Below are 15,681 nucleotides of genomic sequence, written 5' to 3' on the forward strand. Positions count from 1 at the left end.
CCCGTTTCCCGTCGCTTACGTGAGCCGCAGCGGTTCGATCATCAGTTTTTCTTCTTCGAGCCAGATCTGCACCGGCTTGCCGAGTACATCGGACGGCAGCGGGTTCTCGGTCGTTCGATAGATGCCCGCGATCGAGATGAGTTCCGGTTCGAGACACGTGCAGAAAATGCGCGCGTCGTGATTGCCCTGCACGCCGGCCAATGCGCGGCCACGCAGCGGCGCGTAAATATGGATGTTGCCTTCCGCAATCACTTCCGCGCCGTAGCTCACGAGACCGAGCACGACCAGATCGCCCTTTGCGTAGATGCGCTGGCCGGAGCGCAACGGCTTCTCGACCACCATCGTTTGCGACGACGTGGCGAGGCGCACGGGTTCGGCGGCGACAGCCGGCTCGAGCGCAGCGGGGGAGCCGGATTCGGGGACGTCGGGCGGAAGCAGGCTCGCCTGGGCCGGCGCGTCTGCCGTCGGCGCAGCGCCGCTCGTGCCGCTCGCCGCGTCGGTGCTGCCTTCGTCGCCAGGCTTCGACACCGCGCCGCGACGATCGCGCGCTTCGAGCAACGGCAGCGCCGATTCCGCCGCCCACGTCTGCTGCGCGTTGGCGACCACGCCGACCGGACGCATGCGCACGCTGTCGAGCAGTTGCGCGATGTCGGCGAGCCGCACGCTTTCGTTGTCGGCGAGACGCCGCACGTCGATCGCAACGACGTCGTTAGCGAAAAACTCGGGGGTCGCCTCGAAGCGCCGGGTCAGCTCGGCACGCATGGCATCGAGGTCGGTAGTCTTGACCACGAACAGGAGCGTATCGACCGAGCCGCTGCGGAGTTCGAAAAAAGGCGATTTCTTGGGCGACATAGCGTTCGGCAAAAAATTTTGCGTATTTTACAGGCGTCCACGTGCGCGGCCAGCTTTTTTGCCGGTGAATGCACGACCTCGACGAGCCACCTCGATCGACGCAACCACGCACAGGGCATTCAGGCCGCGCCATGGCCAACGATCGGGCCGCTCGCAGGACCGGCGAGCCGGCCACGATTGCTGGACTGACGCGGAGGGGATTCGAGCGGCAGACTGTTGCGCCGCTCGCGAGATCACTGCTGGAGCGCCTGTGACGTGCTCGGCACGTGGCGCACCAGCAGACTTTCGACTTGCTCCGGCGCACGTTCGACACGCCGGTGTTCACCGGTCGGACCGAAGCCGAGCGCTTCATAAAAGCGCATGGCGTTGCGGTTGGCGTCGGCGACCCATGCGTAGATTTCCGTCGCGCCTTCGCCCGCGAGCCAGTGGCCGGCCGTGTCGACCAGCAGCTCGCCGCCGCGCAGATGACGCACGGCCGGCGCCACCCACAGCTCGCAGACGAACGCGCGGCGCTCGGCGGTGTCGTCGAAATGCGCTTCGATCAGGCCGGCCGGATGGCCTTCGGTGTAGAGGATGAAAGTCGCGACGGAGAACGAAACCGCGCGTTCCGCGGCGGTGGTGTCGAAACTGGCTGCATCGGCCGACAACGCGTCTTCGAGCGTCGCGCCGAAGGCATAGGGCGCCTCCCGTAGCGACGCAGTACGGAGTTCGCGAAAAACGGCGCCCTGATCAGCGGCGATACGGCGAACGGTCAATGACGGACTCATGCAGACGGAAACCTCTTGAAACCCTAAGGCGTAGCTTTAACCGAACCGGCGCGCGAGTCAATTCATTATTGACCGGACCGCGCCATCGCTCGACGTATTCGCACGCGGCACGCACAAAGCCGCGGCACGGCATGCCGGCGGCGTGGGCTGCTAGCTGCAAGCAGCCCGATGTTGCGCGCGCTGCGTGCTCACGGCGCTTCGTAGCTACCGGTGCCATCCGGCCACGGCGTCAGCAGTTCATAACCGTCGTCCGTGACGGCAATCATGTGCTCCCATTGCGCGGACAGCGAGCGGTCTTTCGTGACCACCGTCCAGCCATCGCGTTGCACGCTGGTGCCGGCGCGGCCCGCGTTGATCATGGGCTCGATCGTGAAGACCATGCCCGGCTTCAGGCGCACGCCCTGCCCCGGCTGGCCGTAATGCAACACCTGCGGGTCTTCGTGATAGACCTTGCCGATACCATGCCCGCAGTAGTCGCGCACGATCGAGAAGCCGTCGCGCTGCGCGACTTTCTGGATTGCGTGGCCGACGTCGCCGAGCGTCGCGCCCGGCTTCACTTCGCGGATGCCGGCGAGCATCGCCTCGTAGGTCGTGTCGATCAACTGGCGCGCCACCGTGCTCGGCTGGCCCACGCAATACATGCGGCTGGTGTCGCCGAAGTAGCCGTCCTTGATGATCGCGACGTCGATGTTGATGATGTCGCCGTCCTTCAGAATCTCGCCGCGATTCGGGATGCCGTGGCACACCACCTGGTTGACCGACGTGCAGACGGTCTTGGGGAACCCCAGATAGCCGACATTGGCCGGAATCGACTTTTGCATGTTGACGATGTAGTCGTTGCACAGCGCGTCGAGTTCGTCGGTGGAGACGCCGGCCTTGACGTGCTCGCCGATCATCGCCAGCACGTCGGCCGCGAGGCGGCCGGAAATGCGCAGTTTGGCGATGTCGTCGGGAGTCTTGTAAGTAATGGCCATGAATTCAATCGATGTGAGTCGGATGGGGTTCGAGGTTCGGCGCAAGACGCCGGGCCGCCGCAAGCGGCACGGCGAAAGCAGGCTCACGCCGCGATCGATCCGGCCAATTGTACAGAGGATCGCCGCCCGAGCCGGCAAAATGGCCCGAACTGGCTAGCCGGGCGATTGTGTGGCGGCGGTGGATGGCTGGTGAAATCCAGCGCGCCGCCCGTCCGCGCTTCATGCGACGAGTCTTGCACGTCGTATGTCAGTTCGCCACTCAGCACACGCGCTGCTCGCCCACAGTACCGGCACGAGAACCGCCGAAAGCGCGCAGGTCAGTCGGCTTTGGCGAGTACTGCTAGTACTAACGGCAGCACGTCGGTGCGCCCTTCGTCGAAGCCCGCTTCGCAATACGCCAAATACAGCCGCCACGTGCGCACGAAAATCTCGTCGAAGCATTGCGCGCGGATCGCATCGAGTTGCGCTTCGAACGCGCCGCGCCAGCGGCGCAAGGTCTCCGCGTAACCGTGGCCGAATGCGAGCGACGCTGCACGCCAGCAGCATGGCACGCCATGCCGCGTCGGCGAAACGCCGTGGACTCGGCAACATGTCCCCCCGCGGAAATGAGCTCACGGATCACGGATAAAGTCGCTCGTCGCTCGTCGCTCGTCGCTCGTCGCGCGATAAGCGGCGAAGTGCGAGTCGTCGATCGTGATGGTTTGCATCAGCGCGCGCGCACCGTGACGCAGACACTCGCAGCATGCCGAAGTACGTCGGCCAGAAGGTCTCGCACTGCCGTGCCGAGGCGGACATCGTCGAGCGTGCTCGTCATGCGCCTCACGTACTCCCGGCCGCCAGCAGTTCGCCCATCGACACGCGCGTTTGCATCGCGATTTCGAGGTTGTGCTCGGCGCCGCTGTTAAAGCGCACGATGTCGCGCAGCATGCCGATGAAGGTCGGCGAAAACAGGTTACGGCGTTGCGCGAAGACAGTGTTCAGCTCGTGCCGGATCATTCGAGACGGCCTTCGTCGAGCGAGACCGAGATGCTCATGTCGCTCGGATGCGACTGGACGCCGAGCTCGCCGAACAGCGCGATCAGCTTCGGGTAGGTGCGGTCGTTGACCACCAGGAAGCCTGGTATCGACGGGATCCATGTGGTCGTCGAACGTGACGTCGACAGTGTTGGTATGGCCGCCCGCGTAGGCGGCCGATTCGAATAGCGCGACGCGGTGGTAGCGCGCCAGCAGGTACGCGCTGGCCAGGCCAGAGATGTCGACGCCTATGACCGCGACCCGCGAGCCGCGCGGTAGTGAGGAGGTCAATGCGGGGTGAGGCATGGCGCGTGTCCTTGAGGGGATTTACGCAGCGGGAGCGGGAACGGATGCAGGTCGCGTTAGGCCACAGGGCACGGTCGAAACAGTCAAACGTCTCCAACTTCCAAAAGCAAAACCCCCGCTGAACTTCCGTTCAGCGGGGGTTCTTAAATTTGGCGGAAAGGGTGAGATTCGAACTCACGGTACCCCTAAAGGTACACTGGATTTCGAGTCCAGCGCATTCGACCACTCTGCCACCTTTCCGTGATTTCCAACTCACAGCGATGAAGCTGTTTCGTCAGAACCAAGCGGGTCGTTGCTTGGGAGAGAAAGATTATAGAACAGCTAAATCCGTTTTCCAAGCCCCTCGTCAAAAAATTTTCATGCGGCTGGCCAACCACATGGCACGCCGCGGCGTCATTGCAAGCAGATCAGCCCGCCGTTACTTCCAGCCGCTCCACACCGCCGAGGTAAGGCCGCAGCGCCGTCGGCACCGTCACCGAGCCATCGGCATTCTGGAAGTTCTCCAACACGGCCACGAGCGTGCGGCCCACTGCCAGCCCCGAACCGTTCAAGGTATGCACCAGCTCAGGCTTGCCCTGGGCATTGCGATAACGCGCCTGCATGCGCCGAGCCTGGAACGACTCGGTGTTCGAGCAGCTCGAAATCTCGCGATAGGTGTTCTGCGCCGGCACCCACACTTCCAGGTCATAAGTCTTCGCGGCCGAGAAGCCCATGTCGCCCGTGCACAATGTGATCACGCGATACGGCAGTTCCAGCTTCTGCAAAATCGCCTCGGCGTGGCCGACCATCTGCTCCAGCGCGTCGTACGACGCTTCCGGCGCGACGATCTGCACCATCTCGACCTTGTCGAACTGATGCTGGCGGATCAGGCCGCGTGTGTCGCGGCCATACGAGCCCGCTTCCGAACGGAAGCACGGCGAATGCGCGGTCAGTTTGATCGGCAATGCGTCCGCTTCGACGATGCTCTCGCGCACCGTATTCGTCAGCGAAATCTCCGACGTGGAGATCAGATACTGCGTGACCGTGTTCTCGTCGCCGCCCTTCTCGACGCGGAACATGTCGTCGGCGAATTTCGGCAGCTGGCCGGTACCGTAAAGAATCTCCGGATTGACGATGTACGGCGTGTACACCTCGGTATAGCCGTGCTGTTGCGTGTGCGTGTCGATCATGAACTGCGCGAGCGCGCGATGCAGCCGCGCAATCTGTCCGCGCAGCAGCGTGAAGCGCGCGCCCGACAGCTTCGCGCCGGTCTCGAAGTCGAGCCCGAGCGGCGTGCCGACATCCACGTGATCCTTCACCTCGAAATCGAACTGGCGCGGCGTGCCCCAGCGGCGCACTTCGACGTTGCCGGCTTCGTCGTCGCCGACCGGCACGCTTTCGTGCGCGAGGTTCGGCACGCCGAGCAGCAGGTCCGACAGACGCTTCTGGATATCGTCGAGCTTCGCGGCCGACGCCTTCATCTCGTCGCCGATGCCACCGACTTCGGCCATCACCGCCGAGGTGTCCTCGCCCTTGCCTTTCATCGCGCCGATCTGCTTCGACAGGCTGTTGCGGCGCGCCTGCATTTCTTCGGTACGAGTCTGGGTGTCGCGGCGTTCCGCTTCGAGCGCGGTGAACGCTGCCGCGTCGAAGGTATAGCCGCGGTCGGCGAGGCGTTTGGCGACGCCTTCGAGGTCTTTGCGCAGCAGCTGAATGTCGAGCATGGGATGGGACGGGTATTCGTTGTATGAAGGTGGGATTTTAGCGCACCGGCGCGCGCGGCCGGTGCGTTCGATGGTCGACGCGCGCGGATCGCCGCCTCGGCCGGCACCGCCGCGAGCGCAATGGCGCAACGGGCCGCGCCGGAAAACGGCAAGGCTCAGCTCTTCTTCCGCTTGTTCTCGCTGCGCCATTGCGCATCCAGTTCGGCCAGACGCGCCATCTTGTCGCCGATCTTGCCTTCGAGCCCGCGCGGCGTCGGCTCGTACCAGTGCGGATCGCGCATATTCTCCGGCAGATAGGTCTCGCCGGCCGCATACGCATCGGGCTCGTCGTGCGCGTAGCGATACTCGTGGCCGTACCCAAGCTCCTTCATCAGCTTGGTCGGCGCGTTGCGCAGATGCACCGGGACGCCGCGCGACTGATCCTTGCCGACGAAACGACGCGCTTCGTTGTACGCGTTGTACCCGGCGTTCGACTTCGGCGCGACCGCGAGATAGATGATCGCCTGCGCCAACGCCAGCTCGCCTTCCGGCGTGCCGAGGCGCTCGTAGGTTTCGGCGGCGTCGAGCGCGATGCGCGCGGCGCGCGGGTCGGCGAGGCCGATGTCCTCCCACGCCATGCGCACGATGCGGCGCGCCAGATAACGCGGGTCAGCGCCGCCGTCGAGCATCCGGCAGAACCAGTACAGCGCGCCGTCGGGGCTGCTGCCGCGCACCGATTTATGCAGCGCGCTGATCTGGTCGTAGAATGCGTCGCCGCCTTTGTCGAAGCGGCGCAGGTTTTCCGCGAGCGCGCTGCCGAGCAACGCGCTGTCGATCTCCGTGGTCTTTTGCTGCGCGGCCGCGCGCGCGACGATTTCGAGGTTGTTCAGCAGCTTGCGGCCATCGCCGTCGGCGGAGCCGATCAGCGCGTCGCGTGCTTCGTCGGTAAACGTGAGGCCGCCGAGTTCCTGTTGCGCGCGCTCGAGCAGTTCGCGCTGTTCTTCGTCGGTGAGGCTCTTGAGCACGTAGACCGCGGCCCGCGAGAGCAACGCGCTGTTCACCTCGAACGACGGATTCTCGGTCGTCGCGCCGACGAACACGAACAGCCCTGACTCGACGTGCGGCAAGAACGCGTCCTGCTGGCTCTTGTTGAAGCGATGAACCTCGTCGACGAACACCAGCGTCTGATGGCCGTTCGCGCGATGAATCTGCGCGGTCTCGACGGCTTCGCGGATATCCTTCACGCCCGAGAGCACCGCCGACAACGCGATGAACTCGGCGTGAAACGCATCGGCCATGAGCCGCGCGAGCGTGGTCTTGCCGACGCCCGGCGGGCCCCAGAGGATCATCGAATGGGCTTCGCCGGATTCGAACGCGACCCGCAACGGCTTGTTCGGGCCGAGCAGGTGCTTCTGGCCGATCACTTCGTCGATATTGCGGGGCCGCAGGCGTTCGGCGAGCGGAACATTGGCACGGGTTTCTTCAAACATGACGTTTTGGGGATAATCTCGGCTTTTCCGGACGCGGTCCGTGGGAAGGCGGCGTGCTGCCGGACGAGCGCAAAGCCGGCACGTGAAGGTGCGGGCAACGTCCTGCATTATGACAGTGACGGCGTGCACACGAGGATCGCGCGGCGCGGCGGCATGCCCCGGGCGGCAGCGCGCGCCGGAAGTTCGGCCATGAAGACCGCAGCCGCGCAGGCAACCGCGGCGTGAAAGACAAATGCAAACATAACAGGACAGGACAAGCCACCCGGCACGCACGCCGCCGAGCGGCATGGCAAGCAACACCGCAACACCAACAGGGACAACTACAGATGGCAAACGATCCACTCGCCGGCGACGCCGGTTCCACCTACGCGCCGCTCACGCCGGTGCCCGACGCGCGCCGCGCGTTCCGCACCGGCGACGCGTTCGCGCTCTGGTTCTCACTCGGCATCGGCCTGCTGGTCGCGCAGGCCGGCGCGCTGCTGGTGCCGGGATTGTCGCTGCCGCACGCGCTCTTGGCGATCGTGATCGGCAGCGTAATCGGCGTGGTGCTGCTGGCGCTGGCCGGCGTGATCGGCACCGACACGGGGCTCGCGGCGATGTCGTCGCTGCGCCCGACGCTCGGCGTGCGCGGCGCGTCGGTGCCGGCAGTGCTGAACGCGGTGCAACTGGTCGGCTGGGGTTCGTTCGAAGTGATCGTGATGCGCGATTCCGCCGACGCCCTCGCCAAACAATCTTTCGGCCTTTCGATGCCGCTGATCTGGACCGTCGTGTTCGGCCTGCTCGCGACGCTGTTGGCGATCAGCGGCCCGCTGTCGTTCGTGCGGCGCTTTCTGCGCAAGTGGGGCATCTGGCTGCTGCTCGCGGGCGCCGCATGGCTCACGTGGAATCTGCTCGCGCGCCACAACCTGGCCGAGCTGATGCGCCGGCCGGGCACCGGCGAGATGCCGTTCGGCGGCGCGATCGACCTCGTGGTGGCGATGCCGCTGTCGTGGCTGCCGCTGATCGCCGACTACACCCGCTTCGGCCGGCAACCCGGCGAGACGTTCCGCGGCACGCTGCTCGGCTATGGCATCGCGAACATCTGGTTCTACGCGCTCGGCGCGGTCTACGGCCTCGCGGCCGGCGGCGGCGACGCGCTGCTGACCAGCGCGCTGGCCCAGGCGGGCGGCGGCCTTGCACTGCTGCTGATCCTGATCGACGAAATCGACAACGCGTTCGCCGACATTCACTCGGCCGCCGTCTCGACCGGCACGTTCTGGACGCGCGGCAGCGTGCCGTTGCTGTCGGCGGCGTTCGGCGCGTTGTGCACGCTGATCGCGCTGCTCGTGCCGATGGCGAAGTATCAGAACTTCCTGCTGCTGATCGGCTCGGTGTTCGCACCGCTGTTCGGCGTGGTGCTGATGGATCACTTCATCGTGCGCAAGCGCCGTATCGAGGCCGCCGTGCTCGCCGACGTGCGTGGCCGTTACGGCTTCTCGGGCGGCTGGCATCTGAGCGCATTCATCGCTTGGGCGATCGGCATCGCCTCGTATCAGGTGATCAATCAATGGCTGCCGAATCTCGGCGCGACCTTGCCGTCGCTCGTGATCGGCGCGGTGTGCTACTACGTGTTCGTGTCGGCGCGTAAGACGGCTTACGCCTGACGCATCTGGCGCGCGGTCAGCGCAACTTGGCCGACGAAGAAAAAGCCTGCATTTACAGGCTTTTTCTTTTGCGCATGACGCGCCACGCGTTCGGTTCAGTTCGGTCCACTTCAACGCGCGGCGGCGCGATATTCGACACCCGGCAGCACGCATAGCAGCTCGAACGCGAGATTCGCGCCGAGGAGCGCAGTCGTGCCGAACGGATCGTACGGCGGCGCCACCTCGACCAGATCGCAGCCGACGATGTTCAAGCCGCGCGCACCGCGAATGATCTCCAGCGCCTGCGGCACCGTCAGCCCCGCGATCTCCGGCGTGCCCGTGCCCGGCGCGAAAGCCGGATCGATCCCGTCGATGTCGAATGTGATGTACACGGGGCCGTCGCCCATCCGCTCGCGAATGCGCGTCATCAGCGGCGCGAGCGACTGATTCCAGCAGGCCTCCGCCTGCACGACCTCGAAGCCCTGATCGCGGCACCAGTCGAAGTCTTCCGCCGCGTAACCGGTGCCGCGCAAACCGATCTGCACGACCCGCTCGCAATCGAGCAGCCCCTCCTCCACCGCACGGCGAAACGGCGTGCCGTGTGCAATCTTCTCGCCCATCATCGTGTCGTTGACGTCGGCGTGCGCGTCGACGTGAATCAGCCCGACCTTGCCGTGCTTGCGATGAATCGCGCGCAGGATCGGCAGCGCGATGGTGTGATCGCCGCCGAGCGTGATCGGCTTGCAATCGTGCTGGAGGATTTCGTCGTACGCGGTTTCGATCCGCGCGATCGAGTCGTGCAGGTTGTACGGATTGATCGCGACGTCGCCGAGGTCGGCCACGCGCAGCGAGTCGAACGGCGCGGCGCGGGTCGCCATGTTGTACGGGCGCAGCAGCACCGATTCGCTGCGTATCTGGCGCGGCCCGAAGCGGGCGCCCGTGCGGTTCGACGTGCCGAGATCGAACGGCACGCCGACGAAGCACGCGTCGAATCCGGCAGCCGAGCCGACGTTCGGCAGCCGCATCATCGTCGCGATACCGCCGCAGCGTGGCATCGCGTTACCGGACAGCGGTTGGGGCCGTTCGCCGGCTTCGGGGGAAATGAAGGAGGAAGTATTCATCGTGGCTCGGCAATGAAAGAAATTCGGCGCGAAGAATCGGCGGAAATGGGCCACAGTCCGGCCAGAACAGCGCGTCTTTTGGAGGAACTTCAATTCTTGAGCCGTTTCCCGCCAGCGTAAATACCGGTAATGCATCCTTCACATTGATCATTAGCGATGTATGCTGAAGCATGTTCTCCCAACTCACCGATCTTGACCTGCGGCTGATCCGCGTCTTTCTCGCCATCGTCGACGCGGGCGGGGTTTCGCCCGCCCAGGCGACGCTCAACATCGGCCAGTCCACCATCAGCACCCAACTGGCGACGCTCGAAACGCGCCTCGGCTACCGCCTGTGCGAGCGCGGCCGCGGCGGCTTCAGTCTGACCGCGCGCGGCGAGCAGTTCATCGAGGCCGCCCGCGCGCTGCTGTCGGCCGTCGACACCTTCGGCATGCAGGCGCGCAACGTGGGCCGCAAGCTGGTCGGCACGCTCGACATCGGCATGATCGGCCATACGCCGGTGTCGGCGAGCGCGCGCATCAGCAACGCGATTGGCCGTTTTCGCGCGCGGGATCAGTCGGTGCGTTTTTCGATTCTGGTGCGCTCGCCGGGTGAGCTGGAAGAACTGCTGCTCAATGGGCGGATTCAGATCGGCATCGGCTATTTCTGGCATCGCGTGCCGTCGCTCGAATACACCGAGGTGTTCGCCGAGGAGCAGTTTGCCTACTGCGCGAAAGGTCACCCGTTGTTCGCGCAGGCGGGCAAAGTGTCACCCGAAGAGGCCGCGCAACATGAATGGGCATGGCGCAGTTATCCGTTGCCCGAAGCGCAGAGTTCGGCCACGCCGCAGAACGTCACGGCGGTCGCGGACAACATGGAAGCGGTTGCGATGCTGGTGCTGTCATCGCATCACCTCGGTTATTTGCCGGGGCATTTCGCGGCGCCGTTCGCCGCGCAAGGAATGCTCGCCGCGTTGAATCCGGTGCAGATGCGCTACCGCGTCGCGTTTCACATGGTCACGCGCACGCGTCAGCATCGGTCGGAGATCGTCGAAGCATTTATCGACGATATGAAAGCCGCACATGCGCTAGAAGTTCCGATGGGGGACGAGTAGCGTGTCCTCAAGCGCGCGTACTCGCGACGCGCACCCGGAAATCAAAAAGCCGTACCCGAAGAGCGCGGCTTTGTTGTTGCCTGCGTGCAAAGCTATGTCAATCAGCAGGCTTATCCGTTGATCACATCCGCGCCCTTCGGCACCGTGAACTTGAATGCATCGGCGGGCAGCGGCGGGTTCTTCTGGATGTTCGAGAACGTCAGCAGCGTCACGTTGCCGAACACGTCGTGCAATTCCATCGCTTCGAGATTGCCGTCCTTGAAGCCGATGCCGACGCGTTGAAACTGCGTGTCCTTCGCCTTCGGCGTCAGTTCGAGCCAGTCGATGCCGGCCTTCACGCCCGCATCGCGCAGCGTGAAATTCTTGTCCAGATCGTTGCTGCCGAACAATATCGCCGCCGGACTCGCGCCGAGCGCGCCACCGAGCGCACGCACCGTCACCTGGTTCAGATCCTTGTCGTACACGTAGAGCTTGTCGCCGTCCGCTTGAAGCAGTTGTGCGTAGGGCTTCTCGTATTGCCAGATGAACTTGCCGGGGCGCGCGAACGTAAAGGTGCCGCTCGACGTGCCGGTCTTGCCCGCGCCGCCGGTGGACAGCGCGCCGCTCGCGCCCTGCGCCTTGCTCGGCGCGCGCACTTCCTGCTGCACGAACGTGCCGCGCGCGGAGTGCACCTGCGCGACGAACGCCTTCAGTTGCTCGGTGCCGCTCGCGAATGCCTGCGACGCGACGAGCATGGACGTGCCGATCGCCACGCTGCCGACGCTGCGCACGATAGTCCGCGCGAGTTGGCCGAAGCGGCTGGCTTGAGCGCTGTGTCTAGTGCGCTGCTGCGCGAATAGCTGCATGTAGTTTTCTCCCTTGATTGAATTCGATGAGCGGGGCGAACGGCGGTGAGGCCGGGCGATGGTCGCTTTCGGTGGCAGGACCGCTCGCGTGGCTGGCAGATCCGCAACCGACGCGATGCCCGACACGTCGAGCGGTCCAGCTTGAGCGCGCGTTGCAAACCTTCTGCAGCGAGCCGTTGCCCGCAGACTCGCCCGCCGCGCACCTCACCGCACCGGCTTCGCCACGCGATAACGCCATCCGCCTATTCCGCTTCCCGCGCCGGCGCCAGGATCTCGCGATTGCCGTTCGACGACATCGCCGACACCACGCCCGAGTTTTCCATCTGCTCGAGCAAACGCGCCGCCCGGTTGTAGCCGATGCGCAAATGCCGCTGCACCAGCGAGATCGACGCGCGACGGTTCTTCAGCACCACGTCGACCGCCTGGTCGTATAACGGGTCCGACTCGCCATCGGCCGATCCGGTTCCCGCCGAGCCCTCGTCGCCCTCGCCGGTCACGCCGCCTTCGAGAATGCCCTCGATGTAGTTCGGCTCGCCCTGCTCCTTGAGTTTGTCGACGACGCGATGCACCTCTTCATCCGACACGAACGCGCCGTGCACCCGCACGGGCAAGCCGCTGCCCGGCGGCAGATAGAGCATGTCGCCCATGCCGAGCAGCGATTCCGCGCCCTGCTGGTCGAGAATGGTCCGCGAGTCGATCTTCGATGACACCTGGAAGGCCATCCGCGTCGGCACGTTGGCCTTGATCAGACCGGTGATGACATCGACCGACGGACGCTGCGTGGCGAGAATCAGATGGATGCCGGCCGCGCGCGCCTTCTGCGCGATCCGCGCGATCAGCTCTTCGACCTTCTTGCCAACCACCATCATCAGGTCGGCCAGTTCGTCGATCACGACCACGATATTCGGCAGGCGCGTGAGCGGCTCCGGTTCTTCCGGCGTGAGGCTGAACGGATTCGGCAGCTTCTCTTCGCGCTTGGCCGCTTCGTCGATCTTGTTGTTATAGCCGGCGAGGTTGCGCACGCCGAGCTTGCTCATCAGCTTGTAGCGGCGCTCCATTTCGGCGACCGCCCAGTTCAGCGCGTGGCCGGCTTGGCGCATGTCCGTGACGACCGGACACAGCAGATGCGGAATGCCTTCGTAGACGCTCATTTCGAGCATCTTCGGATCGATCAGGATCATGCGGACCTGCTCGGCGCTCGCTTTGTAGAGCAGCGACAGGATCATCGCGTTGATACCGACCGACTTGCCCGAACCGGTCGTACCCGCGACCAGCAGGTGCGGCATTTTCGCGAGGTCGGCGCATACCGGCTTGCCACCGATGTCCTTGCCCAGACCCATGGTCAGCGGCGACGCGGCGTCCGCATAGACCGCCGAGCCGAGAATCTCCGAGAGGCTCACGGTCTGGCGGCGCTGATTCGGTAACTCCAGCGCCATGAAGTTCTTGCCCGGAATCGTTTCGACCACGCGGATCGACACGAGCGACAGCGAGCGCGCGAGATCCTTCGCCAGATTGACGATCTGGCTGCCCTTCACGCCCGTGGCCGGTTCGATTTCATAGCGCGTGACGACCGGACCCGGATAGGCGGCCACCACGCTCACTTCGACGCCGAAGTCCTTGAGTTTTTTCTCGATCAGACGCGACGTGAATTCCAGCGTGTCCGCGGAGATGGATTCCTGCGCGGCGGGCGCGGGGTCGAGCAGCGCAATGGGCGGCAACGTCGAGTCGCCCGGCAGGTCGGTGAAGAGCGGCACTTGCCGTTCCTTCTCGACGCGCTCCGATTTGGCCGGCGTGACGACCGGCGGCACGATCACGACCGGCTCATGCTCCTCGATCCGCACGCGGCCCTTCTCGACCTTGCCCTCGCGCTTCACCGCGGCCGCTTCGCCGAGCTTGCGGTCGCGCCCGGCCTCGCGGCGCAGCTTCGCGAAAGTCACCGCCGAAATGATCGACTCGCCGACTTTCTCCGACACCGACAGCCACGAGAAACGGAAGTACAACGACAAGCCGATCGCGAGCGCGATCAGCAGCGCGAGCGTGCCGCCGGTGAAGCCCAGCGCATGCGACACCCCACGCGCGACGGCTTCGCCGACCACGCCGCCCGGCGCGCGCGGCAACTGCACTTTGAGCGACCACATGCGCAGCGCTTCGATGCCGTTGCACGCGAGCAGCACGAGCAGGAACGCGAACGCATCCGCGAGCCAGCTCACGCCGCGCGGCTCCTCGTCCTGCTCGTCTTCGTGACGGGTGATGCGCTTGTAGTTGCGGGAAATGTGACGGCCGAGCAGCACGATCCACCAGTAGGCGGACAGACCGAACAGCAGCAGCAGGATGTCCGAGGTCCACGCGCCGACACGGCCCGCCCAGTTGGAGATGTGGTCGACCTGCGCGGCATGGGTCCAGCTCGGGTCGCGCCTGCTGTAGCTGACGAGCGCCATGAGCAGGAACACGCCGAGCGCCACCTGCAGGATCCAGCGGATTTCGGTGAAAAGGCGCGACATGCGGTGCGGCAACGCCTGCGCGCTCGCGGAATAGGGAGCTTTTGCCATTGATCCTGTTGCGTGGGTAGCCGGTTGCCGACCGGAAGCGCGGCCAGAGCCTCGCCCAGCGTGGCTTCGGGTCCGATCCCGGCGACCGGAAACGTCGATCCGGCCTATTGTAAACGCACTGTCCCGCGCAAGGCTGTAAATGACGGTAACTTGGCCGATTGGCCACAGAGCGGCACCCGGAATGCGCCCACGGCGCTATCGCGGCGATCGGAAAGCTTCATGGAGCAGCCTCGCGCCACGCCCTTTATAATGCCGCACTGGCACCCATCTACAGTGACAGCTTAAGTCGCACGGCCTCGCATGGGCGAGCCCGGCGCCGTACAAGGATTCAATCATGCCCGCAACTTCAACGAAACACGCCAAGGTTCTGATTCTCGGTTCCGGTCCGGCCGGCTACACGGCTGCGGTCTACGCGGCGCGCGCCAACCTCGCGCCGGTGCTCGTCACGGGTCTCGCCCAGGGCGGCCAGCTGATGACCACGACCGACGTCGAAAACTGGCCCGCCGACGCCAACGGCGTGCAAGGCCCGGAACTGATGGCGCGCTTCCTGGAGCACGCCGAGCGCTTTAACACCGAGGTCATTTTCGACCACATCCATACGGCCAAGCTGGATGAGAAGCCGATTCGCCTGATCGGCGATTCGGGCGAGTACACCTGCGACTCGCTGATCATCTCGACCGGCGCATCGGCGCAGTACCTCGGCCTGCCGTCCGAAGAAGCGTTCATGGGCAAAGGCGTGTCGGCTTGCGCGACCTGCGACGGCTTCTTCTACAAGCAGCAGCACGTGGCCGTGATCGGCGGCGGCAATACCGCGGTCGAAGAAGCGCTGTACCTGGCCGGCATCGCGAAGAAAGTGACCGTGATCCATCGCCGCGACAAGTTCCGCGCCGAGCCGATCCTGATCGACCGGCTGCTCGCGAAGGAAAAGGAAGGCGTCGTCGAAATCAAGTGGAACCATACGCTCGACGAAGTGACCGGCGACCAATCCGGCGTGACCGGCCTGCGTATCAAGCACACGCAAACCGGCGAGACCACCGACATCGCGCTGCAAGGCCTGTTCGTCGCGATCGGCCACAAGCCGAATACGGACATTTTCGCGGGCCAGCTGGAAATGAAGAACGGCTACATCATCACCAAGGGCGGTCTGAACGGTTTCGCGACCGCCACCAGCGTGCCGGGCGTGTTCGCTGCGGGCGACGTGCAGGACCACGTGTACCGTCAGGCGATCACCAGCGCGGGCACCGGCTGTATGGCGGCCCTCGACGCGCAACGCTACCTGGAAACCATCAACGAGATGGCCGGCGAGCATGCGATGAGCCAGGAAGCCGAGCGTTAATCGGCGGCGCCGAACTGCGACGTTGGGCGCGA

11 protein-coding genes, 1 tRNA gene and 2 pseudogenes are annotated in these 15,681 nt (G+C 64.9%); 3 read left to right on the forward strand and 11 right to left on the reverse strand.

All coding sequences use genetic code 11. The features are described 5' to 3' along the window. Positions 1-15: 15 nt before the first annotated feature. The 8 genes and pseudogenes from minC to HV770_RS06260 all read right to left on the reverse strand — a co-directional run bounded on the left by minC (position 16) and on the right by HV770_RS06260 (position 7,085). Entirely contained in the window at positions 16-852 is an 837-nt protein-coding gene (gene minC, locus HV770_RS06225; RefSeq protein ID WP_175158586.1) for a septum site-determining protein MinC, read from the reverse strand. 233 nt (positions 853-1,085) lie between these two features. Then, positions 1,086-1,619 carry a GNAT family N-acetyltransferase gene (locus HV770_RS06230; protein ID WP_175158587.1) on the reverse strand — a complete coding sequence of 178 codons (534 nt, stop codon included), beginning with the start codon at positions 1,617-1,619 and terminating at the stop codon, positions 1,086-1,088. A gap of 188 nt (positions 1,620-1,807) precedes the next feature. Further along, positions 1,808-2,593, reverse strand: coding sequence for a type I methionyl aminopeptidase (gene map / locus HV770_RS06235; protein WP_175158588.1), 786 nt, complete (start codon positions 2,591-2,593; stop codon positions 1,808-1,810). 317 nt (positions 2,594-2,910) lie between these two features. Then, a pseudogene (locus HV770_RS06240) lies at positions 2,911-3,364 on the reverse strand (class I SAM-dependent methyltransferase); the annotation flags it as partial. Between the two features lie 57 nt (positions 3,365-3,421). Next, positions 3,422-3,913 (reverse strand): annotated as a pseudogene (locus HV770_RS06245) (NAD(P)-binding protein); the annotation flags it as partial. 150 nt (positions 3,914-4,063) lie between these two features. Then, a tRNA-Ser gene (locus tag HV770_RS06250) sits at positions 4,064-4,153 on the reverse strand. Positions 4,154-4,320: 167 nt separating this feature from the next. Next, positions 4,321-5,616 carry a serine--tRNA ligase gene (gene serS, locus HV770_RS06255; RefSeq protein ID WP_175158589.1) on the reverse strand — a complete coding sequence of 432 codons (1,296 nt, stop codon included), beginning with the start codon at positions 5,614-5,616 and terminating at the stop codon, positions 4,321-4,323. A 155-nt stretch (positions 5,617-5,771) separates the two neighbouring features. Next, positions 5,772-7,085 carry a replication-associated recombination protein A gene (locus HV770_RS06260; protein ID WP_175158590.1) on the reverse strand — a complete coding sequence of 438 codons (1,314 nt, stop codon included), beginning with the start codon at positions 7,083-7,085 and terminating at the stop codon, positions 5,772-5,774. 326 nt (positions 7,086-7,411) lie between these two features. Here HV770_RS06260 and cytX point away from each other — a divergent pair, with 326 nt between their 5' ends. Continuing rightward, positions 7,412-8,728, forward strand: coding sequence for a putative hydroxymethylpyrimidine transporter CytX (gene cytX, locus HV770_RS06265; protein WP_175158591.1), 1,317 nt, complete (start codon positions 7,412-7,414; stop codon positions 8,726-8,728). 110 nt (positions 8,729-8,838) lie between these two features. Here the strand turns inward: cytX and speB are convergent, their stop codons facing one another. After that, entirely contained in the window at positions 8,839-9,828 is a 990-nt protein-coding gene (gene speB, locus HV770_RS06270; protein WP_175158592.1) for an agmatinase, read from the reverse strand. 170 nt (positions 9,829-9,998) lie between these two features. Here speB and HV770_RS06275 point away from each other — a divergent pair, with 170 nt between their 5' ends. After that, a complete protein-coding gene (locus HV770_RS06275; RefSeq protein ID WP_175158593.1) occupies positions 9,999-10,919 on the forward strand; it encodes a LysR family transcriptional regulator in 921 nt (306 codons plus the stop codon). A 110-nt stretch (positions 10,920-11,029) separates the two neighbouring features. Here the strand turns inward: HV770_RS06275 and lolA are convergent, their stop codons facing one another. Together lolA and HV770_RS06285 are read right to left on the reverse strand one after the other, a co-directional pair. Next, positions 11,030-11,764 carry an outer membrane lipoprotein chaperone LolA gene (gene lolA / locus HV770_RS06280; protein WP_175158594.1) on the reverse strand — a complete coding sequence of 245 codons (735 nt, stop codon included), beginning with the start codon at positions 11,762-11,764 and terminating at the stop codon, positions 11,030-11,032. A gap of 242 nt (positions 11,765-12,006) precedes the next feature. Then, entirely contained in the window at positions 12,007-14,313 is a 2,307-nt protein-coding gene (locus HV770_RS06285) for a DNA translocase FtsK (protein ID WP_175158595.1), read from the reverse strand. A gap of 334 nt (positions 14,314-14,647) precedes the next feature. Here HV770_RS06285 and trxB point away from each other — a divergent pair, with 334 nt between their 5' ends. Then, the gene (gene trxB, locus HV770_RS06290; protein WP_175158596.1) at positions 14,648-15,649 is read left to right on the forward strand and encodes a thioredoxin-disulfide reductase; all 1,002 of its coding nucleotides are present in this window, start codon (positions 14,648-14,650) and stop codon (positions 15,647-15,649) included. Positions 15,650-15,681: the final 32 nt, after the last annotated feature.

The organism is Paraburkholderia fynbosensis, from assembly GCF_902859935.1.
In the GTDB taxonomy this organism is placed as follows: domain Bacteria; phylum Pseudomonadota; class Gammaproteobacteria; order Burkholderiales; family Burkholderiaceae; genus Paraburkholderia; species Paraburkholderia fynbosensis.